The 26,158-nt window shown below is 54.4% G+C and carries 24 protein-coding genes, 1 other RNA gene and 2 pseudogenes; 13 read left to right on the forward strand and 14 right to left on the reverse strand.

Features of this window, described 5'->3' with window-relative positions; all coding sequences use genetic code 11:
- The first annotated feature begins 77 nt into the window (after nucleotides 1-77).
- Both ACWKXT_RS22485 and ACWKXT_RS22490 read left to right on the forward strand, forming a co-directional pair.
- Entirely contained in the window at nucleotides 78-722 is a 645-nt protein-coding gene (locus ACWKXT_RS22485) for an NAD-dependent epimerase/dehydratase family protein (protein WP_454527632.1), read from the forward strand.
- Nucleotides 723-762: 40 nt separating this feature from the next.
- The gene (locus tag ACWKXT_RS22490) at nucleotides 763-1,800 is read left to right on the forward strand and encodes a permease (protein ID WP_454533416.1); all 1,038 of its coding nucleotides are present in this window, start codon (nucleotides 763-765) and stop codon (nucleotides 1,798-1,800) included.
- Between the two features lie 49 nt (nucleotides 1,801-1,849).
- On the opposite strand, the gene dolP is transcribed toward ACWKXT_RS22490, so the two are convergent.
- From dolP to ACWKXT_RS22510, 4 genes and pseudogenes are all read right to left on the reverse strand, one after another.
- The gene (dolP, locus tag ACWKXT_RS22495) at nucleotides 1,850-2,425 is read right to left on the reverse strand and encodes a division/outer membrane stress-associated lipid-binding lipoprotein (protein ID WP_014171764.1); all 576 of its coding nucleotides are present in this window, start codon (nucleotides 2,423-2,425) and stop codon (nucleotides 1,850-1,852) included.
- Between the two features lie 9 nt (nucleotides 2,426-2,434).
- The gene (gene diaA / locus ACWKXT_RS22500) at nucleotides 2,435-3,025 is read right to left on the reverse strand and encodes a DnaA initiator-associating protein DiaA (RefSeq protein ID WP_003861754.1); all 591 of its coding nucleotides are present in this window, start codon (nucleotides 3,023-3,025) and stop codon (nucleotides 2,435-2,437) included.
- Nucleotides 3,026-3,046: 21 nt separating this feature from the next.
- A pseudogene (locus tag ACWKXT_RS22505) lies at nucleotides 3,047-3,441 on the reverse strand (YraN family protein).
- On the reverse strand, nucleotides 3,399-5,546 hold the full coding sequence (locus tag ACWKXT_RS22510; protein WP_454533417.1) for a penicillin-binding protein activator: 2,148 nt from the start codon (nucleotides 5,544-5,546) through the stop codon (nucleotides 3,399-3,401). The pseudogene ACWKXT_RS22505 and the gene ACWKXT_RS22510 overlap by 43 nt, the downstream one beginning before the upstream one ends.
- A 62-nt stretch (nucleotides 5,547-5,608) precedes the next feature.
- Between ACWKXT_RS22510 and rsmI the strand changes: the two genes are divergently transcribed.
- Nucleotides 5,609-6,472 (forward strand): 16S rRNA (cytidine(1402)-2'-O)-methyltransferase, encoded by an 864-nt coding sequence (gene rsmI / locus ACWKXT_RS22515; RefSeq protein ID WP_454527629.1) that lies wholly within the window; start codon nucleotides 5,609-5,611, stop codon nucleotides 6,470-6,472.
- Nucleotides 6,473-6,525: 53 nt separating this feature from the next.
- On the opposite strand, the gene ACWKXT_RS22520 is transcribed toward rsmI, so the two are convergent.
- The 8 genes from ACWKXT_RS22520 to kbaZ form a co-directional block, all read right to left on the reverse strand.
- Complete coding sequence (locus ACWKXT_RS22520) at nucleotides 6,526-8,415, reverse strand: enterotoxin (protein ID WP_454533418.1); 1,890 nt, start codon at nucleotides 8,413-8,415, stop codon at nucleotides 6,526-6,528.
- Between the two features lie 19 nt (nucleotides 8,416-8,434).
- Entirely contained in the window at nucleotides 8,435-9,307 is an 873-nt protein-coding gene (kbaY, locus tag ACWKXT_RS22525; RefSeq protein WP_454533419.1) for a tagatose-bisphosphate aldolase subunit KbaY, read from the reverse strand.
- A gap of 12 nt (nucleotides 9,308-9,319) precedes the next feature.
- Nucleotides 9,320-10,468: an SIS domain-containing protein gene (locus ACWKXT_RS22530; RefSeq protein WP_454533420.1), complete on the reverse strand. Its 1,149-nt coding sequence runs from the start codon at nucleotides 10,466-10,468 to the stop codon at nucleotides 9,320-9,322.
- A gap of 277 nt (nucleotides 10,469-10,745) precedes the next feature.
- Nucleotides 10,746-11,180 (reverse strand): PTS galactosamine/N-acetylgalactosamine transporter subunit IIA, encoded by a 435-nt coding sequence (gene agaF, locus ACWKXT_RS22535; RefSeq protein WP_454533421.1) that lies wholly within the window; start codon nucleotides 11,178-11,180, stop codon nucleotides 10,746-10,748.
- Between the two features lie 16 nt (nucleotides 11,181-11,196).
- Complete coding sequence (gene agaE / locus ACWKXT_RS22540; protein ID WP_454533422.1) at nucleotides 11,197-12,075, reverse strand: PTS N-acetylgalactosamine transporter subunit IID; 879 nt, start codon at nucleotides 12,073-12,075, stop codon at nucleotides 11,197-11,199.
- Nucleotides 12,065-12,844, reverse strand: coding sequence for a PTS N-acetylgalactosamine transporter subunit IIC (agaW, locus tag ACWKXT_RS22545; RefSeq protein WP_454533423.1), 780 nt, complete (start codon nucleotides 12,842-12,844; stop codon nucleotides 12,065-12,067). The genes agaE and agaW overlap by 11 nt, the downstream gene beginning before the upstream one ends.
- Nucleotides 12,845-12,854: 10 nt before the next feature.
- The gene (gene agaV, locus ACWKXT_RS22550) at nucleotides 12,855-13,328 is read right to left on the reverse strand and encodes a PTS N-acetylgalactosamine transporter subunit IIB (protein ID WP_454533424.1); all 474 of its coding nucleotides are present in this window, start codon (nucleotides 13,326-13,328) and stop codon (nucleotides 12,855-12,857) included.
- Nucleotides 13,329-13,347: 19 nt separating this feature from the next.
- On the reverse strand, nucleotides 13,348-14,655 hold the full coding sequence (gene kbaZ / locus ACWKXT_RS22555) for a tagatose-bisphosphate aldolase subunit KbaZ (RefSeq protein WP_454533425.1): 1,308 nt from the start codon (nucleotides 14,653-14,655) through the stop codon (nucleotides 13,348-13,350).
- Between the two features lie 239 nt (nucleotides 14,656-14,894).
- Here kbaZ and ACWKXT_RS22560 point away from each other — a divergent pair, with 239 nt between their 5' ends.
- Nucleotides 14,895-15,698, forward strand: a complete 804-nt coding sequence (locus ACWKXT_RS22560) for a DeoR family transcriptional regulator (RefSeq protein ID WP_454533426.1) — start codon at nucleotides 14,895-14,897, stop codon at nucleotides 15,696-15,698.
- Nucleotides 15,699-15,744: 46 nt separating this feature from the next.
- On the opposite strand, the gene garD is transcribed toward ACWKXT_RS22560, so the two are convergent.
- Nucleotides 15,745-17,316, reverse strand: coding sequence for a galactarate dehydratase (gene garD, locus ACWKXT_RS22565; RefSeq protein ID WP_454533427.1), 1,572 nt, complete (start codon nucleotides 17,314-17,316; stop codon nucleotides 15,745-15,747).
- 357 nt (nucleotides 17,317-17,673) lie between these two features.
- Between garD and garL the strand changes: the two genes are divergently transcribed.
- The 4 genes from garL (at nucleotide 17,674) to ACWKXT_RS22585 (ending at nucleotide 20,687) form a co-directional block, all read left to right on the forward strand.
- The gene (garL, locus tag ACWKXT_RS22570; protein WP_454527623.1) at nucleotides 17,674-18,444 is read left to right on the forward strand and encodes a 2-dehydro-3-deoxyglucarate aldolase; all 771 of its coding nucleotides are present in this window, start codon (nucleotides 17,674-17,676) and stop codon (nucleotides 18,442-18,444) included.
- A 21-nt stretch (nucleotides 18,445-18,465) separates the two neighbouring features.
- Complete coding sequence (gene garR / locus ACWKXT_RS22575; RefSeq protein WP_454527622.1) at nucleotides 18,466-19,356, forward strand: 2-hydroxy-3-oxopropionate reductase; 891 nt, start codon at nucleotides 18,466-18,468, stop codon at nucleotides 19,354-19,356.
- 59 nt (nucleotides 19,357-19,415) lie between these two features.
- An RNA gene (rnpB, locus tag ACWKXT_RS22580) (RNase P RNA component class A) lies at nucleotides 19,416-19,792 on the forward strand.
- A 649-nt stretch (nucleotides 19,793-20,441) separates the two neighbouring features.
- Nucleotides 20,442-20,687, forward strand: a complete 246-nt coding sequence (locus ACWKXT_RS22585; RefSeq protein ID WP_454533428.1) for a hypothetical protein — start codon at nucleotides 20,442-20,444, stop codon at nucleotides 20,685-20,687.
- 197 nt (nucleotides 20,688-20,884) lie between these two features.
- Here ACWKXT_RS22585 and ACWKXT_RS22590 read toward each other — a convergent pair.
- A pseudogene (locus tag ACWKXT_RS22590) lies at nucleotides 20,885-21,070 on the reverse strand (hypothetical protein); the annotation flags it as partial.
- A 328-nt stretch (nucleotides 21,071-21,398) separates the two neighbouring features.
- Between ACWKXT_RS22590 and ACWKXT_RS22595 the strand changes: the two are divergent.
- From ACWKXT_RS22595 to ACWKXT_RS22615, 5 genes are all read left to right on the forward strand, one after another.
- Nucleotides 21,399-21,917 carry a hypothetical protein gene (locus ACWKXT_RS22595; protein ID WP_454533429.1) on the forward strand — a complete coding sequence of 173 codons (519 nt, stop codon included), beginning with the start codon at nucleotides 21,399-21,401 and terminating at the stop codon, nucleotides 21,915-21,917.
- A 10-nt stretch (nucleotides 21,918-21,927) separates the two neighbouring features.
- Complete coding sequence (locus ACWKXT_RS22600; RefSeq protein WP_454533430.1) at nucleotides 21,928-23,349, forward strand: PAAR domain-containing protein; 1,422 nt, start codon at nucleotides 21,928-21,930, stop codon at nucleotides 23,347-23,349.
- Nucleotides 23,342-23,746 (forward strand): hypothetical protein, encoded by a 405-nt coding sequence (locus tag ACWKXT_RS22605; RefSeq protein WP_454533431.1) that lies wholly within the window; start codon nucleotides 23,342-23,344, stop codon nucleotides 23,744-23,746. Before ACWKXT_RS22600 ends, ACWKXT_RS22605 begins: the two co-directional genes overlap by 8 nt.
- Nucleotides 23,747-24,184: 438 nt before the next feature.
- A complete protein-coding gene (locus tag ACWKXT_RS22610; RefSeq protein WP_454533432.1) occupies nucleotides 24,185-25,606 on the forward strand; it encodes a PAAR domain-containing protein in 1,422 nt (473 codons plus the stop codon).
- Entirely contained in the window at nucleotides 25,596-26,012 is a 417-nt protein-coding gene (locus ACWKXT_RS22615) for a hypothetical protein (protein WP_448669036.1), read from the forward strand. The genes ACWKXT_RS22610 and ACWKXT_RS22615 overlap by 11 nt, the downstream gene beginning before the upstream one ends.
- Nucleotides 26,013-26,158 lie beyond the last annotated feature (146 nt).

The following is a 26,158-nucleotide window of genomic DNA, read 5'->3' on the forward strand; positions in this document are numbered from 1 at the left end:
TACTTACCTGTAACAGACTTCTAAGTGTGGTCGACCACGCTGAGTTCGCAAACGGACAATTCTGTAAAGGGGATACGATGAGTCAGGTACTGATTACCGGCGCAACCGGGCTGGTAGGCGGACATTTGCTGCGGCTGCTGATCCAGGATCGCCATATCAACTACATTGCCGCACCGACGCGGCGCCCGCTGTCGGATGTCACCGGCGTTTTTAATCCGCACGATCCGCAGCTCACCGACGCGCTGGCACAGGTGCAGGATCCGATTGATATCGCTTTTTGCTGCCTGGGCACGACGCGGCGTGAGGCCGGGAGTAAAGAAGCATTTGTCCATGCGGATTACACGCTGGTGGTGGATACCGCCCTGACGGCGAAAAAGCTGGGAGCAAAACATTTCCTGGTGGTCAGTTCGCACGGTGCGAACGCAGGCTCGCCGTTTTTTTACAACCAGGTGAAGGGCAAGATGGAAGAGGCGCTGATTGCGCAGAAGTGGGAGCGCCTGACAATCGCGCGGCCTTCGATGCTGATTGGTCACCGCGACGAGCGGCGTTTTAACGAGTCTTTTTTCGCCCCGCTGTTTCGCATCCTGCCGGGTAACTGGAAGTCCATCGAGGCGAGGGACGTCGCGCAGGCAATGCTGAAAGAGGCGCTGGCACCGTCGCAAGAGGGCGTTAATATCATCCCTTCGGCAAAACTGCGTGAAATCGCGCAGGGCGAGGCGTAAACTCCCCCGGCTAATTCAATAACACTCTCCGGGGAATGGTATGACTGGTCAGTCTTCATCTCAGGCGGCGACACCTGTCCAATGGTGGAAGCCCGCGCTCTTCTTTCTCGTGGTCATCATTGGCCTCTGGTATGTGAAATGGCAGCCGTACTACGGTAAAGCCTTCACCGCCGCAGAAACGCACAGCATCGGTAAATCTATTCTCGCTCAGGCCGATTCCAGCCCGCTTCAGGCGGCATGGGACTATGCCATGGTCTACTTCCTTTCCGTCTGGAAAGCCGCCGTGTTAGGCGTGATTCTGGGCTCGCTGATTCAGGTGCTGATCCCGCGCAACTGGCTGGTGAAAACGCTTGGTCAGCCGCGCTTTCAGGGCACGCTGCTGGGGACAATTTTCTCCCTGCCGGGCATGATGTGCTCCTGCTGCGCTGCGCCGGTTGCGGCGGGAATGCGCCGTCAAAGGGTGTCGATGGGCGGTGCGCTGGCGTTCTGGATGGGGAACCCGCTGCTCAACCCGGCGACGCTGGTGTTTATGGGCTTCGTGCTCGGCTGGCATTTTGCCGCTATCCGTCTGATTGCCGGGCTGGTGACAGTACTGGCGGTGGCGACGCTGGTGCAAAAGCTGGTGAAGGATAACGCGCCAGAGCCTGCTTCCGTTGAGCTGGATATCAGCGAGCCGCAGGGTGGGTTCTTTACGCGCTGGGGCAAGGCGCTCTGGCAGCTGTTCTGGAGCACCATTCCGGTCTATATCCTGGCGGTACTGGTTCTGGGCGCGGCGCGCGTATGGCTGTTCCCCCATGCGGATGGCGCCATCGACAACTCGCTGATGTGGGTGATTGCGATGGCCGTTGCAGGCTGTCTGTTTGTGATCCCGACAGCGGCGGAAATCCCGATCGTGCAAACCATGATGCTGGCCGGCATGGGCACCGCACCGGCGCTGGCGTTGCTGATTACGCTGCCGGCGATCAGCCTGCCGTCGCTTATCATGCTGCGTAAGTCATTCCCGGCGAAAGCGCTGTGGCTGACCGCGGGGCTGGTAGCGTTGAGCGGGGTGATGGTGGGAAGTATTGCGTTGATGTAAAAAAGCCCGGTAGGCGCTAGCGCCTACCGGGCCTGCACTCAGGTGTGGTTTACTTGATGTAAGTAAACGCGGTGGTGACGTGCTTCACGCCGCTCACCCGGCTGGCGATATCCGCCGCCGCTTTTCCTTCACGGTCGGTAACCAGACCCAGCAGGAACACTTCACCGTTTTCAGTCGTCACTTTCACGTTTGAGGATTTCACCTGGTCTGAGCCCAGCAGCTGGGAGCGGACTTTGGTGGTGATCCAGGTGTCAGACGACGCGGTGCCCAGGCTAATTGGCTGACCCTGACGGATTTCATTAAAGACTTCCGTTGTGCCCTCAACGCCCATTGCGATCTGTTTCGCGCGGCTGGAGAGCTCGGTATTCGGTGACTGACCCGTCAGCAGGACTTTGCCCTGATAAGCCGTTACGTTAATACGCGCTTCTTTCTTGATTTGTTCGTCTTTCGACAGCGCACTGTTGACCCGCAGCTCCAGCGTACCGTCATCCACCTGCGTTCCCACAGAGCGCGGATCGGTCGCTGCTTTGGTGCCCACTGCAGCAGTACCCACAACGGCCGCAGCGATACATCCCTGCAGCAGTAGTGCAGACATAAGGACTGCGAGGGTCGATAAAGCCTTCATAAAAACTCCTTAATCATCCTGGTGAGGGAAAAGCGTGTTATCGATCAAATCGCACAAGCAGTTCACCGTGAGCATATGCATCTCCTGAATACGTGCGCTACGGTGAGACGGAATGCGAATTTCCACATCCTGCGGCCCAAGCAAGCCCGCCAGCTCACCGCCGTCGTAGCCTGTTAAGGCGACGATGGTCATGTCGCGTGTAACGGCGGCTTCCACGGCTTTGACGATGTCCCGGCTGTTGCCGCGCGTGGAGATGGCCAGCAGCACGTCTCCGGCGTGCCCCAGGGCGCGCACCTGCTTCGCGTAAATTTCGTCATGCAGACGATCGTTAGCAATCGCTGTTAAGACCACATTATCGGTATTAAGTGCAATGGCAGGTAAACTCGGGCGTTCGGTTTCAAAGCGGTTAATCATGCTGGCAGCAAAATGCTGTGCGTTGGCGGCCGACGTTCCGTTGCCACAACAGAGGATTTTGTTGCCGTTAAGCAGGGATTGCACCAGCGTCATTGCAGCGCGAGAGATCGCGTCCGGAAGGGCTTCCGCCGCGGCAATCTGAGTCTGGATGCTTTCTGTGAAGCACACTTTAATTCTTTCGAGCACGTTATCCCTTTTAAATCTTAATTATGCGTCTTCGCCAAAAACGTTTTTAAGCCATTCGATCTCATTTCCGGTGAAGGCTATCACATCGAAACGGCAATCCACAGTATCAAAGCTCCCATTATGGCGGGCAAGCCACAAGTGGGCAGTCTGTAATAATTTATGTTGTTTGGCGAGCGTCACGCTGGCGGCAGCACCGCCAAAACGGGAAGACTGTCGAAAGCGGACTTCTACAAACACAATCACCTGACCGTCTTTCATGATCAGATCAATTTCGCCGCCGCGCCCGCGGACGTTGGCGGCGATAAAGCGCAGTCCTTGCCTTCAAGCCAGCGACGCGCTTTTAACTCCCACGCATCGCCGGTCTCTTTACGGCTTAACTGGCCGGGACGATTTGCCCCTGCTGGTATTTGAGCCATGATAACTTCCTGTTAATCACACAGTCCTGAGTGGCAGTCAGATCGCCGGTGTTGCCGTTGAGCTCAAAGCCCGGCACCTGACGCATCTGGGTAAAGTGGTTTGCCAGCGCCCACGCATCTACGCCCATCGCATACAGACGCGCCAGAGAGTAGTCGTTACGTACGGAACTCAGCGCCTGCTGCATCAGCGCCGGGTTGCTGCCCGCCAGCATCGGGATTTCGCTGTACTGCAGGCCGTCCATTTCCAGACGGAAATCCGGGCCTGCGGTGCCCTGCGCGCTGCGGGAGCTGGCGTAGAGCGTAGCGCCGCTCTGGCTGCCGTTACGCATCGCGATCATCGGTTTGATAAAGGCGATCTCCTGCGGCGTGGCAACGATATAGGCCGCATCCACTTTCCCGCCACCGCTAATCTGCGCGTCGGTAGGCGGGGCAGGGATGGTCAGGCCGCCAATGGTCACGCTCTGCTGCTGCGGCAGGCTGGCGGAAACCGGGCTGCCGTTAAGCGCAATACCCGCTCCACCGTTAACGCCCGCGCGCAGTTCAGAGACGGAACCGAATTTCTGCTGCAGCACGATGCCGCCGCCCAGCTTTTGCCACTCATCGGCAAAAGCATTAGCCACGCGATCGCCCAGCGTACTGCGCGGGATGAGCAGCAGCGGAGCCTGTTTACCCTGCTCGTGAATATGGCGCGCCGCATCGCGGGCTTCATCTTCAGGAGAGAGTGCGAAGTAGCAAATATTGGCCCGGTTCTGAACCTGTTCCGGCTGGTTGAGCGCCAGCACGTTCAGCGTGGTGTTGCTCTTCATCAGCTCTTCCACGTTGTTTTTCAGCAGCGGGCCGACAACGATGCTCGCCCCGTCCTGCTGAACCTGCGCCAGCACCTGGTCAAGCGGCTGCGAACTGGTGTCGTAGATTTTCAGCTCAGCGCCGGGGTTCGCGCTGGTGGTCGCCACGGCCTGCGGCTGTGCGGCAGGTTGGGATGCTGGCTGTACAGGCTGCTGTTGAGGCTGCTCTGCCGTTGCCTCTGGTGCAGGCGTCGCTTGTGTCTCAGCCGGTGGCTGTGTTGCAGGTGCTGAGGTAGCCGGAGGCGTAGTCGGTGCCGTCACCGGGTTTTGCATCGTGCCTTGCGGTGGGGTTTGCGCCGTGGTCAGGTCGCTGGTCTCTGCGGCGGACGGGCTGACAACGTCGTTCACGTTGGCCGCCTGCGCAGCCTGCACCGGTACCGCACTGCCGGTTACCGGAGTCGTGCCGTTTTTCGCCGCTTCGAAGCCCTGCTGAATAGTGCGGCCAAACACGGCCGCCTGGCCATTTAGCGGCAGAAGCAGCGCGATTTTGCTGGTCGAGGCGGGCTTAAAGTTCTGCACGTTCACCAGCTGGGTTGGCAGCATTTTCGCCCCCGGGTTCTGCGGGTAGCGCGTCTGCCAGTCGGTAATACCGGCTTTAAGCATTTTAGGATCGCTGCGGTTGTTAAACCACATCTGCTGCAGATCCAGCCAGCCCTGGAGCACGTTTTCGTCCGCGTTGATGACCAGCGCCTTTGCCTGATCCTGTGTCATCGATGCAAGCGCCTGCCAGGTGGCATCAATGTTTTTCTGCTTGTCGGCACCGGCGAGCAGCGGCTCCTGGGCGATCAAGGCGCGCAGGAGGGTCAGGGAAGGACGTCCCTGTTCAGCCGTAATGCCCGCCTGCCAGAAGCGCGCCTGCTGGTTTTTATCCAGCGCGCTCAGGTCGATGTTGCCCAGGATCTTTTTCGCGCCATCATAATCTTTCTGCGCAACCTTCAGCTCGGCAGAAAGCAGACTCTGCTCTGTACGCTGGGTATCGTTAAGATCTTTCGGCAGCTGGTTGAACAGCTCGGCAGCCTGCTGGGTTTTACCCTCTTTCAGCAGTGCACGAATGGCGAGTAATTGCCAGTTGATCCTGGTATCATTTGAACTCTGCGACATTTGTTGCAGATAAAAGCCAGAATCAGCCTGAGCGGAGCCCTGAAGATGGGCGGTGCTCTGGTCAGGTGCCTGGGTGCCACAGCCTGCAAAAATCAGGGCTGCGAGCAGCAGCGGCACGCTGCGCGTGGCTTTTTTTCGAAGAAACGTTAACGGTACCATACTGTATCCAGTGATTTTTTTTACGCAATGCTCAATATTAAATCGGCAATACGGACGAAACAATGAAACAACACGAAACGGCAGATAATTCTCAAGGCCAGCTTTATATTGTACCTACTCCTATCGGGAATTTGTCTGATATTACCCAACGTGCGCTGACCGTATTGCAAGCTGTTGATTTAATTGCTGCTGAAGACACGCGACACACCGGTTTACTGCTGCAACATTTCGCGATTAGCGCCCGTCTGTTTGCTCTGCACGATCACAATGAGCAACAAAAAGCCGAAACGCTGGTGGCGAAGCTCAAAGAGGGGCAGAACATTGCGCTGGTGTCCGACGCGGGAACGCCGCTGATTAATGACCCAGGCTACCATCTGGTGCGTACCTGTCGCGAAGCGGGCATTCGCGTCGTGCCGCTGCCGGGGCCGTGCGCGGCGATTGCTGCGCTGAGCGCGGCGGGTCTGCCGTCCGATCGCTTCTGCTACGAAGGTTTCCTGCCTGCCAAATCTAAAGGCCGTCGCGATGTGTTGAAGGATCTGGAAGCGGAACCGCGTACCCTGATCTTCTACGAATCGACTCACCGCCTGCTGGAAAGCCTGGAAGACATGGTGACTGTCTGGGGTGAATCCCGCTACGTGGTGCTGGCGCGCGAGCTGACCAAAACCTGGGAAACCATTCACGGCGCGCCGGTAGGAGAACTACTGGCGTGGGTGAAGGAAGATGAAAACCGCCGCAAAGGCGAAATGGTGCTGATTGTCGAAGGGCATAAAGCGGAAGAGGATGCCCTGCCTGCCGATGCGTTGCGTACGCTGGCCTTGCTACAGGCTGAACTGCCACTGAAGAAAGCGGCGGCTTTGGCGGCGGAGATCCACGGCGTGAAGAAAAATGCGCTGTATAAATATGCGCTGGAACAGCAGGGGGAGTAAGCCCCTGCGTGCTTATTTCGCCGGGTGACGGCTGCGCCTTACCCGGCCTACGATTAGTGAACAGGCATCGCCTCAAACACCAGCGTTTCCAGCGGTTTGAGGGTAATCACCACCGCGTTTTTGTACTCTGCCGGTATCGTGGCGTTACTGCCATAGACCGCTTTCAGGCTAAACGGCGTCGCGTCTCCGGTCGGGATTTCGAAATCTTTCGTCAAATCCAGATAATAGCTTTGCGGCTTATCCGACGGGTTTCGTAAACCAAAAATGGCTTTGTCTTTATTCCATGACGCCCAGCCGTAGATCTCAAGCGCTGTTGGGTCTCCGCCAATCCAGTGGGTATCCACCAGCACACTGGCGTTATCCCGGGACCATTTGGCAGCCTGCGCCAGGGTATCCCACTTCGCCTTGTTGAGCATTGAAGGGGTGATATACAGCTCCTGCAACTGCGTGCCGGTGGCGAAGTAGCTCCAGACCTGGTCAGCAAAATCGCTGTCCGTTTGCACCTTCTCCAGACCGTAATACGCATTCTCCGCGCTGACGATGCCGTGATACATCAGCGAGTTCAGCGGGAAAAGCGGGCCTTTACGCACAATGGAGCGGTACGTTTCAGCATCGCGGTAGGTCATCCACTGCTGCACTGGCGTGCCGGGGCCGTACAGGTTGATGTCATCGCCCTGGCGCCAGATGGAATCTGCGTAGAACAGCCAGGACGGGCTGGCGTTGGTGCCGGTCGTCAGGTTGATAAACAGATTCGGGTTGGCGCTGCGCATGTTATGCAGCAGGGCGATAGAGGCGTCAAAATCCGAGGCATACGGGCTGCCCTGGATATGCGCGTTGGCATTACCCATCCCGTCCAGCTTGAACGAGGTAATGTGCTCATTTTTGATCAGTTTAACGATCTGCTCATTGAAGTTCTTAAAGTAGTTCGGCCCTGACAGAGCCAGCTTGCCGTCAACGGTTTCGAATCCATACTCTTTTGCATGCGAGACGCGAACGTCGCGCGGCTTGTTGTAGCCTCCCCACGGTGAGAGCCACAGTCCGACCGAGCTGTGCAGGCTGTCGGCTTTTTCCCGTACTTTGCCAAAACCGTTGCTGAACGCCGGGCCAAACAGCCAGCGCCCGGTGAGGTCGTCCCAGCCATCATCCAGCAGGAAGGCGTCCAGCGCCACGCCGCGTCCTGCGATAAATTCCTTATTCCATTCGTCCATACGCCCCAGCACGTCCTGTTCGGAATAGGGGGTAAAGAAGCCAATATCCATCCAGCTGTTGTAGTGCAGGTAAGGCTTATACGGCCGCGGACGCACGGCATTAATAAACTGGTTTACGCTGCGGCGAAGCTGGCTGGTTTCCGGGAAGGTGCCGAAGTACATGGTATAGCTGACCGGCGTTGCGGGTTGAATCGGCGTTTTCAACTCTACGTTGAGGTTGGTCGTCGCTTCATAAGCGTAAGTGTTAACGATGGGCTTGTCCGGGAGAATAAAGAACGAGTCCGCGACAATCGGCGAGCTGTTGATCGCCCCGTCAACATAAGGTGCCTGCGTCTGCTTTTTCGTCGGGAAGAAGGTGATTTTCGCCACGTCACGCGGCTGGCCTACCGCCGCGAGAGTGTAATCGATGCTGGCGTATTTATCCTTCACCAGGTTGAGCTTCACCGTCACGTTAAAATCCGGATGGGTAAAGTCGATGACAATGGCGCTGTCCTGCTTTTCGACGTGCTTGATTTTGAAATCAGCGGTGTGGATTTTAGTTTCGTCCGGCAGCGTCAGAAAGAACAGTTCCTGCGGGGTGATGGGGTGGTTGGCCTTTTTATCAGTTACCACTACCGTTGAATTTGCGTCATCAAAGGACAGGGCAATCTTGTCATTCGTGAGCGCGTAGTTCGCCGCTATCGCGCTAGGGGAAACGCACAGGGCAAGCAGTGAGAGGGTGAGGATTTTTTTCATCAGGGTAAGATCCTTTTAGTTATGCTTCTGCCGGAAGCAGCAGCCTGTTCGCCGAGCCGCAAACGGTGATTTTACTTCGGACCACCTCTTTCATGGCGTCCATCCCGACGCGCATGTAGAAGCGCGGATCGTTGCCCTGCGGGTTCTCGGTAAACCAGGCTTTGACCGCGTCAGAGAAAGCGATTTTCAGCTCGGTTGCCACGTTAACTTTGCACACGCCCAGTTCGATGGTGCGACGTACATCCTCATCCGGAACATCGCTCGCACCGTGCAGCACCAGCGGCACCGTTACCACCTCCCGGATCTCTGCCAGGCGCTGGAAGTCAATTTTGGGGCGTTTGGTATAAAGACCATGCGCGGTGCCGATGGCGACGGCGAGGCTGTCCACGCCGGTCAGTTCAACGAAGCGTTTCGCCTCCTGCGGATCGGTCAGGAATGCGCTTTCGGCGTCGACGCTCATATCATCTTCCACGCCACCCAGACGCCCCAGCTCGGCCTCAACGCTACAGTCGTTGAGGTGGCAGAAATCAACCACCGCTTTCACCAGCGTCACATTTTGTTCAAAGGGATAGTGGCTGCCGTCGATCATCGCGCTGCGTACGCCGGCATGTACCTTGCGACGAATGTCATCCAGCGATTCGTGATGATCGAGATGCAGCGCCAGCGGCATGTCGTAGCTGAGGGAGTACGCGCTGCACAGGGCGTAGATCTCTTCCAGCGCAATATGTTTAAAGGTGCCCGGCGTCCCGGCGAGGATCACTGGCGATCGCATTTCGCTGCACACTTCGAGGATCGCCTGGATCGTCTCGGCGTTATGGATATTAAAGGCCGGAACGGCATAGCCCTTTGCCTGCGCATCCTGCAGAAGATATTTTGTCGAGATAATACTCATAATACGATCCTCTTAAGCTTGCCACGGATGAATAACCACGCCCTGTACCACGCGGTTGACCGTTCCGCTGGCGGATGGCGTGTCCGGCGTGTTGCCAACATGCAGAGACTGGGTCAGTGCAAAGACCTGGGCGTAAATAAGGAAGCAGAACGCCTGCTCCATATCGTTGAACGGACGGGAAGGCGGCAGCAGGATATGCGGCCCCGCTTCAATGGCCGGATCGTTTTCAGCGGCGATGGCGACCACGCGCATGGCCTGGCGATCGCGGCGCAGTTCGGCCAGCAGATCCAGATCGTACTGACGCGTATACGGATGGCTGGAGATAAACACCACCACCAGCGTTTCGTTATCCACCAGCGACTTCGGCCCGTGACGAAAGCCCGTTGGCGAATCGTAGAACGCCGCCAGCTTGCCCGCGGTCAGCTCCAGCACCTTCAGCGCCGATTCGCGCGCCGCACCCTGCAGACCGCCGCTTCCCAGATACACAACGCGTTTCCACGGTTCGCTGCCAAAGACGCCCTGGCTGAAATCCCCGAGCGAGGTGAGGATCGCCTGACAGCGATCGGCCACGTCACGGAAGCTCTGGCTGTTGATCGTCTCTGGTGCGAATACGGCCAGGCAGCTTGCCATCATGGTGGTAATGCTACTGGTCATCGCGAACCCGCGATCGTGCGTTTCGGCAGGCATCAGCAGGGCAAAGGCGTTATCACTGTTGACCGCGTTCTGGTACAGGCTTCCCGCCTCGTTGCAGGTGATCGACAGGTGGTAGCACTCCGGCACGAACCGGTTTGCCAGCTCAACGGCGGCGACGCTCTCCGGGCTATTGCCGGAGCGGGCAAAAGAGACCAGCAGCAGCGGGTGCACCGGGCTGAAGTAATCCATCGGGTTGGTGACCAGATCGGTTGTCGGTATGGCAGAAACATTTTTCCCGATGTGGCTCGCAAGCCAGGGGGCAATTATCTCGCCAATAAACGCGGAGGTGCCCGCGCCGGTAAGGACGATCCGCAGATCGTCCTTACGCAGCAGCGGCGTCAGGAAACCGACAATCGAGGTGCGCAGATTATCAATGTTGTTGAGTGAGCGGATCCAACTGGCAGGCTGCTGGCGGATCTCCTCTTCGGTCCAGGTGCCGGTTGTGGCGGCGGCGGTGGTTTGTGGCATAACTCAGTCCTTAGTCGTGTGAAATCCACATCAGACGCTGGCAAACGTGTCGCTATCTTTCGTTTCGTTTCACTTGTTCACATTAGCTGTTAAATAAAATCTATAGAAAAGAAATCGAAACTTCAATTAAAGAAAAGAAATAAAACGAAAACTGTGATCGTGAAGAGAAAGGGAAGAGTTAAGGAAAGGAAAATAAAGGCCTTACGATCTGATGCCGTAAGGCCGCCGGAACACGCTATGTAAGACTACAAAGGCGAGCGCTGGGAAAGTAACCGGATCATATCCCTTCCTCTGCGGGGGCTTCTTCGCGACAGCGACCAAGTTCATCCACCAGGCTGGTCAGACCGCGGTGGCCACACTCCAGTGCCTGCAGACGAAACGCTTCGCTGCTTAATCCATCGCGTTCCAGCACCATCTCCAGCAGAAGCTGCAGATTGGTGCCAGTGATCACTTCGCTGCCCGGCCTTTGCATCGCGAGCGTTGACGCCACGCGAAACGGCGTGCCGCCGAGAAGATCGGTGAGAAAAATAATATCCTGCTGGGGATCCAGCTCACTCACCGCCTGCGCAAGCTGAGCGGTCAGCCTGGCAGTGGTGGAGGTTTCCGGAAAATCAATGGCGATGAACTGCGGCTGCTCGCCAAGGATCTGCCTCATCGCCTGTTCAAGCCCGCTGGCAAAGCCGCCGTGACCCGTCAAAATAATGCCTAACATCGCAACCTCTTTGCTTTTACAGGAAGTGACAGAATTTACCGACAACGCCCAGCACCACTGTGATGCCAATCAGGCGCAGCGGGCTCCAGCCGCGGCGCACCAGCCAGAACATGGTCAGGGTGTAGACCAGCGGTAAAAAGGCGGGCATCAGCTTGTCGATCACGTCGGTTTGCAGCTTAACGACCGCATCCCCGGCTTTGATTTCCAGCGTGGTATTCAGGCGCACGTAGGTAGCGACCAGCGCGCCGATCACCGTCATCCCGACGATAGATGCCGCGTGGCCAACCTTTTTCGTGTTGGCCTTAATCAGCGGGATTGCTGCAACGCCCATCCGGTAGGCGTAGTGCGCCAGGCCAAAACGCAGGCCAAGATGCACCACGTTAAACAGTACGATAAAGACCACGGCGCCCAGTATCGACCCCTGCAGTGCCAGGCTGGCACCAATACCGCCGCAAATGGGTAGCAGTGTCAGCCAGAACATGGCGTCGCCGATACCGCCGAGCGGGGCACCGACCGCAATTTTGGTGCTCTGAATGCTGTTTACATCCTGCTTGGAACGCTCCATTGCCAGGATAATGCCGATAACAAAAGTCACCAGAAACGGGTGAGTATTAAAGAACCCCATGTGGCCTTTCATGGCGCGCGCCAGGTCACGCTTATTGGTGTGGATCTTTTTCAGCGCAGGCAGCAGCCCATATAGCCAGCCGGAGGCCTGCATACGCTCGTAGTTGAACGAGGCCTGTAACAGCATGGAGCGCCAGGCCACGCGGTTAATGTCTTTTTTGGTCAGCTCCGCGCCAATGGTCTGGTCTTCATAGACGTTTTCATTCACGCCGGTGAGCAGGGTATCTTCATTTTCAGAGACGCCCGGCAGGGTGGTTTGGTTAGATGCCATCTTCGAATTCCTCTTTCTGAGCTGCGGGAGCCGCCGGTTCAGGTGATTTACGCATCAGGTCAATCAGCGCCATTGCCAGTGCCGCTGCGGCAATCGCCAGCACCGGAAGCTTCAGCCAGGCCGCGGCGACAAAACCGATAATGAAGTAAGGGATGTAGACGTTTTTCATCATGATCTTCAGCAGCACGGCGAAGCCGATGGCTGGCATAATGCCGCCCGCGACACCGAGGCCGTCTATCAGACGTTCCGGCAGGACATCAATGGCGGTTTTCGCATGTTCTGCACCGAAGTAAATCGGCAAAAATGCACACAGGAAGTAGAAGATACCCAGCGCCAGCAGGGCGAGATAGTTAACCCGCTCAATGCCGCTGGTGTCCGCATTGGCCGCCATGCGATCGCAGCGTGACATCACGCCGGACATCACGGAGAAGAGGAAAGTGATACCCATCTGAACCGCCACGGCAAACGGCACCGCGACCCCAACGGCGACATCCGGCTTCACCCCCGTGGTGATGGCAAACGTGGTGCCGACGATAGTGCCGATAATCACGTTTGGCGGCTGCGCGCCCGCAAGCGGCGCCAGACCCATCCAGACCAGCTCTAACGTACCGCCGGTCAGGATCCCGGTATGCAGATCGCCCAGAATCAGGCCGACCAGTGGTCCGAGCACCACCGGACGGTGCATGTGTGTTAAGCCGTTAAACATATCCAGGCCGGCGATAAAGGCAAGAAGCCCTAGCGCGAATGCCTGCAACAGACTGATTTCCATTGTGAATCCCTCAAAGCAGTTTAAAGAGATCCAAAGCAGTCTCTGTTGGAACGCCCTGAACAAAGCATTCCACCCCGGCCGCTTTCAGGCCGTTAAACGCAGCGATATCGTCCGCGTCGACAGAGACCGTTTTGGCAATTTGCTGTTTGCCACTGGCGTAGTGCATGTTTCCGACATTGATGCGGGTGATGGGTACGCCACCTTCAACCAGCTTCAGAAAATCGGCGGGTGATTTGCAGACCAGCAGAATTTTCTGGCGGTCAGCGGCGCGGTGAATGTTGTCGATCACTTTTTGCAGCGACCAGAAACGCACGGCGATCCCTTCCGCGAGCACCATTTCCATCAGGTTTTGTTGAACCGGATCGTCTGCAACCTCGTCATTTGCCACCAGCACCAGGTTTGCCCCCGCAAACCCTACCCACTGCACGCCCACCTGTCCGTGGATCAGGCGTTCATCAATGCGGCATAAGACAATGTTTGGCATAGCGTTTTCCTCTTTTTAATTATGCGTGTGGAGTCGTTACGCCTTCGCAGGCGGCATGGTACTGCTGGAGTATGTCCTGAATGTGGTCAATGATGAGTTCCCGTGGCGTTGACTTGAGAGCGCCCTCGCGAACTTTGCTGTACTGCAGCGGCAGATACTGGCTGATAAGCGGCAGCGGAATGGGGTCGTCTGCCAGGTTGCGCACCAGTCGTTCAAAGGCGTCGTCAATCTGGCTGTCCGGCCAGTAATAGCGCACGCGGTCGGAGTAGCTGTAGCCGCGCGCCAGACGCCGCGCATTGCCGTCGCCGTGGTAATGGCTTTGCCAGTATTCCGGACGATCGAGCATCACGTTTTCCAGAACATGACGCAGGCCCGAGCTGGCTTTCGCTGGCAGCAGTTCTTCTTCAATGGCGGCCAGTGAGAACAGCGCTTCGCGCAGGGCAAAGGTCAGGGCAGGGCCAACTTTTAAAATAGCGAAGTGATCGTTCACCAGCTGACGCAGCGCCTGCGGCGTCTGGTAATCGGTGGAGTGCGCTTCAAACACCAGCGTGTCGTACTCTTCGACCATTTCACTCAGCGCGACGGCTTTTTGCGGCTGGTAGTCACAGACGTGCGCGTGGTCGAACTCCACGCCAGGCTGGACCACCAGGCCAATGATGCGCGGCCAGATGTCGTTTAAGCCTTCCTTTTCGAACGCGTGGCGGTGGGCTTCAAGGGTGGCGCGTGCCGCCTCTGGCGTGGTGACGTCAAGTTCGGTGAGCGTGTCGTGTGCGCCACCCGGGACCGGCACTTCCGTGCCAATAACGTAGACCAGATCGGCGACGCCAAATTGCTCGCAGCAGGTCGCTTCGGCAACTTTAGCCAGACGCGCGGCGCGCCCGGCGACGATCGCATCGGTCAAGGGGACCGGATCGTCCTCGCAGGACATGCTGCAGTCGAGATGGATCTTCTTGAACCCGGCTGCCACGTAGCTTTTGATCAGATCGTCGGCGTTCGCCATCGCCTGCAGAGCGGGCAAGTTTTGCCAGCGGTTAGGCCCTAAATGATCGCCGCCGAGGATCAGCTGTGATGTCGGGAAACCAAGCGATTGCGCCAGCTTACAGACGAACCCGTGAAAATCGGCGGGGGTCATGCCGGTATAGCCACCAAACTGATCCACCTGGTTTGAGGTGGCTTCAATCAGCAGTGGCGTTTGGCGTGAATGGGCGTAACGAATGGCAGCTTCAAGCACCAGTGGATGTGCGGAACAGACGGCATAAATCCCGTTTGCATTCCCCCGTTTATGTTGCTCCACCATTTCTGTCAGATGTTTCACTTTCCTCTCCATTTCGGATGGTAATGATATTTATCTTTCGTTTTGTTTCATTTAATCCTGCATTATGGTGGTGTAAAAATAAAACGAAAGATAATAGTTTTCCGATCTGTTTCACAAAAGAAACATAATGAAAGGTTTCAGCTGTGGTCAGGCTTGCGTATGTCTGCCAGACAGCACTTGCATTCGCCAAAAAGAAAGGCGTTAATAGACAAAACGAAATGAAACGAAAGTTTATTGATTAAGGATCTCGTATGAGCAGCAGCGATTCATCCGCAGAGAAGCGCATCACCGGTACCAGTGAAAGGCGAGAGCAGATCATTCAGCGGTTGCGGGCGCAGGGAAGCGTGCAGGTTAACGATCTTTCACATCTCTACGGCGTGTCGACGGTAACGATCCGTAACGATCTGGCGTTTCTGGAAAAGCAGGGGATAGCCGTTCGCGCCTACGGCGGGGCGCTGATCTGCGAAGGGAATGCGCCTGGCGTCGAGCCTTCCGTTGAGGATAAAAGCTCACTCAATACGGCGGTCAAACGCAGCATTGCCCAGGCCGCCGCCGCGCTGGTGAAGCCGGGGCACCGCATTATTCTGGATTCCGGCACCACGACCTTTGAAATTGCCCGTATGCTACGCCAGCACACGGATGTCATTGCTATGACCAACGGAATGAACGTGGCGAATGCATTGCTGGAAGCGGAAGGGGTAGAGCTGCTGATGACCGGCGGGCACTTGCGGCGTCAGTCGCAGTCTTTCTACGGCGACCAGGCGGAGCAGTCCTTGCAGAATTATCATTTTGATCTGCTGTTCCTGGGCGTCGACGCCATCGATCTCGATCGCGGTGTAAGCACGCACAATGAAGATGAAGCCCGCCTGAACCGCAAAATGTGCGAAGTGGCGGAGCGCATTATTGTGGTGACAGACTCCAGTAAATTTAACCGCTCAAGTCTGCATAAAATCATTGATACGCAGCGGATCGATATGATTATTGTCGACGAAGGTATTCCGGCAGAAAGTCTGGAAGGGTTACGGAAAAGCGGGATAGATGTGGTGTTGGTTTAAGTTTTTTACCCTCTCCCCTATGGGGAGAGGGCAGGGTGAGGGGCCATCACGTCACCGGTGCCGGGTTAAACACCGCCAGCTGATTATGCAATCCCCATTGATCGGAGAACGTTTTCTTCCGCCCGCTCGCCACGTCCAGAATGAAGTGGAACAGCTTCCAGCCCACCTCTTCAATACTCTCTTCCCCGGTGGCGATGGTTCCCGCGTTAATATCCATTAAGTCGTACCAGCGGTTTGCCAACTCGGTGCGCGTCGCCATCTTAATCACTGGCACCGCCATCAGACCGTACGGCGTACCGCGCCCGGTGGTAAAGACCTGTACCGTAATACCGGACGCCACCTGCTGGGTGCCGCAAACAAAGTCGCTGGCAGGCGTAGCCGCATAAATCAGGCCGCGCTTCGTCGGGCGCTGGCCCGGAGAGAGCACTTCCACAATCGCGCTCTGGCCGGATTTCGCGATGGAACCGAGGGCTTTTTCCACCACGTTTGCCAGGCCACCTTTCTTGTTGCCCGGAGACGGGTTGGCGCTGCGGTCAGTTTTGCCCATATCAAGATAGTTATCGTACCAGGCCATCTCTTCCAGCAGGCGTTTGCCCACCTCTTCGTTGACGGCGCGCGGCGTCAGCAGATGGATGGCGTCACGTACTTCGGTTACCTCGGAGAACATCACCGTGGCGCCGCAGCGAACCAGCAGATCGGACGCATAGCCCACTGCCGGGTTGGCGGTCACGCCGGAAAACGCATCGCTGCCGCCGCACTGGGTGCCCACCACCAGTTCTGACGCCGGGCACGTTTCGCGCTGGCGCCGGTTGAGTTTGTCCAGATGACGCTCTGCTACCTGCAAAATATCGTCAACCATTGAGCGGAAACCAACGTGGCGTTCGTCCTGCAGGCGCACAATGCTGGCCTCATCCGCCGGAATCGCTTTCACATCCTCGGTGCCCTGCAGCAGGCGTTCAGGTTGCAGTTTTTCACAGCCGAGACCAATCACCATTACCTCGCCGCCAAAGTTCGGGTTCAGGGCGATATTGTGGATGGTTCGGATCGGCACAACCGCCGCTGGCGCGTTGATTGCCACGCCGCAGCCGTACAAGTGGTTAAGACCGACCACGCCGTCAACGTTGGGATATTTCGGCAGCAGATCGCGCTCAATAATCTTCACCACGTAATCCACCACGCCCGCCACGCAGTGCACGCTGGTGGTAATGCCGAGCAGGTTTTTGGTTCCCACGCTGCCGTCCGCGTTACGGTAACCCTCGAAGGTATAGCCCTCCAGCGGCGTTAGCGGTTCAGGAACGCGGGTAGCAAGCGGAAGCGTATTCAGCGGCGGTGCTTCTGGCAACGTCACCAGCGACTCTTCAATCCAGCTCCCCTGCGGGATAGCGCGCACCGCATAGCCGATGACTTCGCCGTAACGTACGATTTCACCGTGGGCGGGAATATCGACCAGCGCGACCTTGTGTCCCTGCGGAATATGCTCAATCAGCTCCAGCCCATCCGGGAAGCGGGTGCCCGCTTTTAAACCATTGTCGTTGACAATAATCGCCACGTTATCCGTATCGTGAACTTTTATATAAAACGCCGTCGGCGATGCCTCTCTAATTGCAATATCGGCCATTATTCACTCTTCTCCGGCAAAGTGTCAGCTATGAAATATAACCCGTTGGATAATTAATTTCTTAACGCAGAAATAAAGCATGTCAGGAGAGGAAACGTGAAAATGTGATCGCGATCGTTTCAGGCGGACTAATCCTTGATTCTGTGCATTAGCGCCCACGGCTTTGTGCATATGCTCAAAATAGCGTTGAGATGCAGCGTGATACTTGAGCATCAGAACAATGCGCTGCCGTGTAGAGCCGATTATACTGAATGACGATTTTATAACGCCAACATTCAGTCAGAGAAATAAATATAAAGAATCTGTTCTGGAATAAATAATACTGGCTAAAACTGCGGAATTAAAAAGGGTTAAGTGATGAATAACGATATCTTCCCGAATACGTTTAAAGCCGCCCTCGCGGCGCACCAGATTCAGATTGGCTGTTGGTCGGCGCTGGCAAACCCCATCAGCACCGAAGTGCTGGGCCTGGCCGGGTTCGACTGGCTGGTGCTGGACGGCGAACATGCGCCGAACGACATCAGCACCTTTATTCCGCAGCTGATGGCGCTGAAAGGCAGCCCCAGCGCCCCGGTAGTGCGTGTACCAACTAACGAGCCGGTGATTATCAAACGTCTGCTGGATATCGGTTTCTACAATTTCCTGATCCCGTTTGTGGAAACGGAAGAGCAGGCGGCGCTGGCCGTGGCCTCAACGCGCTATCCGCCAGAAGGGATCCGCGGCGTCTCCGTATCGCACCGCGCCAACATGTTTGGCACCGTGCCGGACTACTTCGCCCAGTCGAATAACAACATCACCATTCTGGTCCAAATCGAGAGCCAGCAGGGCGTCGATAACGTCGACGCGATTGCAGCCACAAACGGTGTGGACGGTATCTTCGTCGGCCCAAGCGATTTGGCTGCCGCGTTTGGCCATCTGGGCAACGCCAGCCACCCTGACGTGCAGCGTGCGATCCAGCACATCTTTGCCCGCGCCAAAGCGCACGGCAAACCGTGCGGCATTCTGGCACCGGTTGAAGCCGATGCCCGGCGCTATCTGGAGTGGGGGGCCACCTTCGTTGCCGTCGGCAGCGACCTCGGCGTATTCCGCTCAGCCACGCAGAAATTAGCGGACGCTTTTAAAAAATAACCATCATTGAGGAAACAGATTATGACGCTGAAAGTGGGTTTTATTGGTCTTGGGATCATGGGTAAACCAATGAGTAAGAACCTGATTAAAGCGGGTTACTCACTGGTGGTATCCGATCACAATCCGCAGTCTGTGGCTGAAGTGATGGCGGCGGGCGCGGAATCAGCCAGTACCGCCAAAGCCATTGCTGAGCAGTGCGATGTCATCATCACCATGCTGCCAAACTCCCCGCACGTCAAAGAGGTCGCGCTGGGGGAGAACGGCATCATCGAGGGGGCGAAGCCGGGCCTGGTGCTGATTGATATGAGCTCTATCGCACCGCTTGCGAGCCGTGAAATCAGCGAGGCGTTGAAGGCGAAGGGCGTAGAGATGCTGGATGCGCCCGTCAGCGGGGGCGAGCCGAAAGCCATCGACGGCACGCTGTCGGTGATGGTGGGCGGTGATAAAGCCGTGTTCGACAAATACTATGACCTGATGAAAGCGATGGCCGGCTCCGTGGTGCATACCGGAGACATTGGCGCGGGCAACGTCACCAAGCTGGCGAACCAGGTGATTGTGGCGCTGAACATTGCCGCCATGTCTGAAGCGCTGACGCTGGCAACCAAAGCGGGCGTTAATCCGGACCTGGTCTATCAGGCAATCCGTGGCGGTCTGGCGGGCAGTACGGTGCTGGATGCCAAAGCGCCGATGGTGATGGATCGTAACTTCAAACCCGGTTTCCGCATTGACCTGCACATCAAAGATCTGGCGAACGCGCTGGATACGTCTCACGGCGTAGGCGCGCAGCTGCCGCTGACCGCTGCGGTCATGGAGATGATGCAGGCGTTGCGTGCTGATGGCCTGGGCACGGCCGACCACAGCGCGATTGCGTGCTACTACGAAAAACTGGCGAAGGTGGAAGTGGCGCGTTAATCACGTCTTGTCCACACCTGAGGGTGACAGCGGCGCGCAAACCCTCTATACTGCGCGCCGAAGCTGACCAGACAGTCGCCGCTTCGTCGTCGTCCCTTTCGGGGGAGACGGGCGGAGGGGAGGAAAGTCCGGGCTCCACAGGGCAGGGTGCCAGGTAACGCCTGGGGGGGAAACCCACGACCAGTGCAACAGAGAGCAAACCGCCGATGGCCCGCGCAAGCGGGATCAGGTAAGGGTGAAAGGGTGCGGTAAGAGCGCACCGCGCGGCTGGTAACAGTCCGTGGCACGGTAAACTCCACCCGGAGCAAGGCCAAATAGGGGTTCACATGGTACGGCCCGTACTGAACCCGGGTAGGCTGCTTGAGCCAGTGAGCGATTGCTGGCCTAGATGAATGACTGTCCACGACAGAACCCGGCTTATCGGTCAGCTTCAACTTCTTCTAAAACAATACGTTGGTGTGTCTCAGGCTTACTAAGGCAAAACTGTGACACAGACTGTGATACAAAAGAGACACACCAACGGCTGTTCCATCTCGAATGTCCTAAAGCGTGGCAACCGCTACAGCCTTCATTTCAGACTCCCGTCAGGCGGCCTTTTTCGTGCCTCTCTGGGCTGCGATTCAGCCAGCAGAGCAAGGTTTATATCTTCCCGTCTCTTTATGTTCATTTCTCTTGTAAAATCGTCCAGGCTGGAGCCAGCCCTACTATTGGATATCGTGCAGAAAATGAAGAAATTAGAACAAAAAGACATTGACGACTATTTACTCAGCATTCAGGTCGCCTTCTATACTGCAGCAAAAAAATCCCCTCAAAAGCCCGTAGTATCTTGCGAAAGTCAGGTTCACTGGCTGATGAAAAACGTAATGTGTTTGAGTTCGGGCAATTACTTGATTTCACCTTTAAACAAGACTCTGACCCGTTGTCGTCAGATTCAGTCATCAGGGATCTTAGTAGCCAGTTTGACCTTGCAGGGATGGAGGATGAGATCGATTATGTTGCCTCAGAGTATGGTCTCCTTTAGAAGCATTACTGCGATGCACATACAGCCTTTATAGATCAGCGACATTCAGATTATCAACGGTCTCATGATGGACATTGCAGCCCATTACGCACACGAGGACTACACCAAGCCCCGCCAGCGTCAGGCACAAGGCATTGCTAAAGCCAAGGCTGAAAACAAGTACAAAGGCAGACCAGCGGATACAGGCCTGCGCCGCAAGATCGAGACGTACCTCACTAAAGGGGGGAATACATATGCAGAGATCGCCAAACTGTGTGATTGTTTCGTTGGCATGGTCGCCAAGGTGAAGAAGATCCTCGAAACCGCCTGATACCCCACAACCATATCCTCACCAGCCCGGCCTGATATTTTAATATTTCCAGGACGGGCTTTATGCTTCAGAAAACCCAGGCTTGACCGTGCTCCCGTTGATATTTTCACCTCTGTGTACAAAGTGGGGGAATTTCTGGATTCCTCGCGGCGAGGGGATGGGTAAAATTCGGGGGATTGCTCCCCCTGCTCGATCAACTACTCAAGCAAACCACTCAACAGTGCCAACGTCACGTAAATATGATTGTCGTCGCACTCTTCAATGGTGATGGGCATATCAATGCCATTACTCAACACCGCTTTCGCTCGATAGTTTTTGTCTGAAACCTTCTTCACGTCCTCCACAACCAGACACTTCACCTCACTCCCCTTGCCTTTGAATATTGGTACTTTGTGGCTTGATGGTGGCCTTTAACGCCAGCGCCGGGCGCGTGACCATGAGCAACCCGGACCAGACAACTACGGCGAGCGGGCAGACCTTATGCGTGTACAGCAACAGTAATTAAACATTTACCTACGTCACCAGATCGAAACATTGCCCATACAGCAAAACCTTTGATACTTCACAGGCTGAATGAAATTACAGGAAGTATTTGCCTGGTGGATTATTTAAAACACAGTTTCATTTTTAAGAAAAACCACTTCCGACGCATGGATGTTATTTGTACAATGTATGTGAACATAGACAAATTCACAGCAAGCAGAGGGACTTATGCAGCAGTATACCAACGAACTTACTCCAGAGATTCTGGCTTCTTTTGATAAACCAGCTTTCAGTAATGAGCAACTTTTCGGAATGACTGAGGAATGGCTGGAGTTCCTTGCTAAACAGCAGGCTAACTTGAAACAGCATCCTGTTATTGAGATCTACCGCATCGCGGTTGAAGGAAGTCTGACTCGTGACGGCAGCATACTCAAAACCGCAACTGCTACTACGGAAATAGAGATCAGCAACGGTCAAAAACTGCGAGTAGCTCAAACTCTGGATACTGTTGTTTATCCCGATGGTACAGAAGCGGCAATAATCAGTGGCGCAGGAGAAGCTGGGCATAATGGTAGTGGTCAAAGCGTTGCGCTTGTTGACAGTCGCCTCAGCAATGGCGATGAAATAATAAGCACACCACAAGGTACGGCAATACTGGTGCTTCGCCGTGGCATCCCAGCTGCTAAAGGATTTCTTGTTGACCATTTCGAAGTAAAAAAAGTATCTGAAACTGAGCTTACTCATTGAGGGATCACTGATGGTTACGCAAAGAACGCTTGCAAAGCTGGGTAATAAAACGAGGTTCGGCCACATTGTTTCCGCCTCATCAACTATTTTTGATGAAGACCATAATCCATTGGTGAGGGCTGGTGATAAAGCATGGTGCGATGTTTGCAAAGGTGCTTTTGAAATCAATGCAACCTATACCGGACTCCTCGAAGATGGCCTTATCGCGGGTGATGGTGATCTGGTTTTATGCCACTGCAAAGATAACTTTGTGATCGCTATATCTGGTTTTTCAGGTGAACGTCATCCGGGAATGATGACCGCTAAACCAACAACCTTTGGATTAGCCCCAGAACAACAAACTCAGCAAGAGCCAGAACAACATGCCCAGACAGCTAAAAAGAAACGCACTGGTGTAGATGCTGGTTTTTGCGTAGTCCCTCGACAGTCGACAACCGAATCTTTCGAAAGCATCCTGTTTACTGGCGGTCAGCCAGAAGGAACCCGAGAACTTTACCGCTCATTGAATGGTGCTGGTAAGGAATACAAAGCGGGATCTATTCTGCTGGTTGTTGACCCTGATAATCAGAACAACGAACAGATCGGACACATGCAAGCTGCAAAACAGCGCATTGATACTGCGTTAGCGCCCCTCTCACACCAGCAGGCCAACTTTCTTTTCAAACACAAAGACACCATTGAGATGTTTGCAACCGCTGCCACTACTGCAAACGACGCTGCTGGAAATGTGGGAAGAGCGACGGAAGCAGCGAAGGGATATTTCGAACGAGTCGAAAAAATTCTTGTCGAGATCGAGAAGACATACAAACATCAGTACATCACCAGCGGTTCACTGATCGGCGAGCAATTTTTTGTTGAGCGCCGCCGCTTGTTTGGTCAACTTGATAGCGTTCTTAAGATGTTCATGAAGCATCGCTTCATGTTCAAAGAGTACGCCGATCTGAAAAGTGCTCTTGGCCTCTCCAGCCGTTCAATCACGCACCGCTGGAACGAAACAGGCGTTAGCGATATTGACGGTTACGCGACCCATATCGAAAAGCTGGTGAAATACGTCAAATGGATGGAAACCGCCGGGAAGATCGGTATCGGCCTTTCCGCCTTTGACACTGCAGCGAAGATCACCGAAGCCTGCGCCGTAGGGCGGGATTGTGTCAAAACTTCTTTTACCTCCATTGGGGAGTTTGCAGGTAGCTTAGCTGGGGGGGCTTTAGCAAGTAGAATTCTCCAGGGAAGTGCAGCAAGTTCAATCTGCGCACTAGTGCTGGGTGCTGCAACCATTGAGGCCGCTGGTGCTGGAGCGCTACTTTGCACGATTGGGGTTAGCGGGGGCATAGCATACGGAACTGATAAAGCTCTAAGCGAGTTGTCTGGGGCTACTGGCGAGTTCATTGGGGAAAAATTGGGCCTTTATGAGGTAACCAGCGATGATTGATATAAAAATGATTTTTATAATAACTATGCTTATAGGCTTTTTATTCTTGGCAGCCAGCGTCATAGCCTCACTTCTGAACAAGAAGAGATTTAAGGAGGTCTGCCAGCTATATAAAGAGAAGTTCGGCAGCCTTCCCGATGCGGTATTACTGTTCGAGAACGTTAATTCACTTTACTTCAAGGGCGCATACGGCATAAAAACGCAGTTCATAATCATGCCGCTATTGTGGAATAAAAGTTCAATATTGACCAAAAATGATGACAAAGACTTCATTCGGGGATTACCAAAACGGATTATCAGGCCATTCTATATAGAGGCCTTCCTTGGCGTGGTTAGTATAGTATTTTTTGTCATTGCAGGGCTTTTGATGCTGGCAATAAAATACGGTTGGGCGTGAAAGGCTCGTCTCTTAGCTGGCTCGACTCTGTAACATAAACTGAGATACAACCTACGATTTAAGACAACGCCAGCGCTGCAGATACCGACGTAAGGTTGAACGAAGCCGCTTATCGGTCAGCTTCAACTTTTTTAAAGCAATCGTTGGTGTGTCTCTGGTGGTGAAATGAGATACATCAACGGTTGCAATAACTCTTATATTGCCTCCTGCAACACCATAAATAATTTCTCTTCTTCTGATCATAAAAACCTTTACGGTTCAGGCTCAATAATAAGAGCTTTATTAATTCATTGTCTGAATAAGAACACAGTAATATTCTCATGGTGAATAATTCGAAATGCCATTTTATTTTAACAACAATACATTTCGAACAATGTGGTTTATTTGTAAAATGAGAACAGGGGATAAATAGAACGACAGCAAGTAAAGGGACTTATAATGGGAGTCAAGGGCAATTATCTTTTCAGGGGTGATAAAACCGCCTGTGGCGGTGTAATCATAGATGGATGTCCTGACCATCAGCATTTTGGGAAAGACATGGTCTGCGAAGGTCACAGAGCAACCTGTGGCAAGCATGAAGGGCTATACCGTATTGCGGGAGGGATTAGCGACATTATCCACGGTAAGAGAATTGCTGGAACGCTGCACAGCCGAAGTTCTTGCCCATGTAGATCTCGCCTTGTCCCCTCAAACTTCTATGATAGTTACGAGCTTGATAATGAAGTGATTCCAACCAGTATTGGTTCACGGGAGATTGCCGGTCTTCCTGAACAGCCCGAACCCGTTCAGCACGCACAATCTACAAAAAAAGATCCAAAATCTGATAAACCCAAAGGTATCGACGCAGGTTTTACCATTATCCCGTTTGGCGGTACAACAGAAGCCTGGAAACGTCTGTTATTCACAGAGAACCCACCTGCAGGTGTAAAAGAACTCTTTGCCACGTTGAACGGCCCGGATGAAAGATACAAAGCCGGTTCTATTATGCTGGTAGTTGATCCTGATAAACAGGACGACGAACAGATCGCCCACATGCAGGCCGCGAAAGCGCGAATTGATGCAGAGTTAGCTCCTCTCTCCATTCAGCAAGCCAACTTTCTCTACAAACACAAAGACACCATTGAGATGTTCGCTGCTGCTGCCAGTACGGCGAGCGATGCTTATGGATTTTCGGGTCAAGCCATTGAAGCCGCTGAGGAATATTTCGAACAGGTAGAAAAGATCCTCGTCGAAATTGAGAAAACGTACAAGAACCAGTACATCACCAGTGGTACTTTGATCGGCGAGCAATTTTTTGTTGAGCGCAGCCGCTTGTTTGGTCAACTTGAAAGCGTTCTTAAGATGTTCATGAAACATCGCTTCATGTTCAACGAGTACGCCGATCTGAAAAGTGCTCTTGGCCTCTCTAGCCGTTCAATCACGCACCGCTGGAACGAAACAGGCGTTTGCGATATTGAAGGTTACGCAACCCATATCGAGAAGCTGGCGAAGTACGTTAAGTGGATGGAAACAGCCGGGAAGATCGGTATTGGTCTGTCCGCTTTGGATACCGCAGCGAAGATCACGGAAGCCTGTACCGTGGGGCGAGATTGTGCGAAAACCTCTTTTACCTCTATTGGTGAGTTTTCCGGTAGCCTGATCGGCAGTGCGATAGCTGGAAAAATTGCGGGTACAGCCGCAGCAAATACCGTCTGTGCGATAGTGCTTGGCGCTGCAACCATAGAAGCCGCAGGTGCCGGAGCATTACTTTGTACGCTTGGGGTAAATGGCGCTATTGCATATGGGAGCGATAAAGCCACATCCGCGTTCGGTGGCTTCGTTGGTGAATCGCTATATGAGGTTACAAGCAATGACTATTGATGACCTACTTAGCGCCAAGGCAACAGTAATTATTGGTGCACTTGCTTTCGGCTTCGGTATAGCCAGCATCATAGCCTCAGTTCTGAACAGGGATAGATTTAAAGAGATCTGCATTCTGTACAAAGAAAGATACGGTAGTTTGCCTGATGCTGTATTGCTGTTCGAGAACGTCAACACGCTTTATGTCAAAGTGGCATACAGCACAAAAGTGAGTTTTATATACATGCCGCTGTTGTGGAATAAAAGCTCAATCCTGACCAAAAATGATGACAAGGACTTTATTCGTGGGCTACCAAAACGGCTTATTGGCCCATTCTACGCGGAGATATACCTAGCGGTTGTCAGTCTGTTGTTTTTTGTCGTTGGTGTGTTACAAATGTTAGCTATTAAGCATGGTTGGGTGTGAAAGGCGCGTCCATTGTAGAGCTTTACTCTGTCACACGGAGTGAGATACAGTCTGCGGCACAAGGCAACCCCAGCGCCGCATATGCCTGACGTATGGATGAACAAAGCCGCCTTATCGGTCAGCTTCAACTTCTTAAAGAACCCCGC

The sequence above is a fragment of the Enterobacter sp. UPMP701 genome, assembly GCF_053709515.1.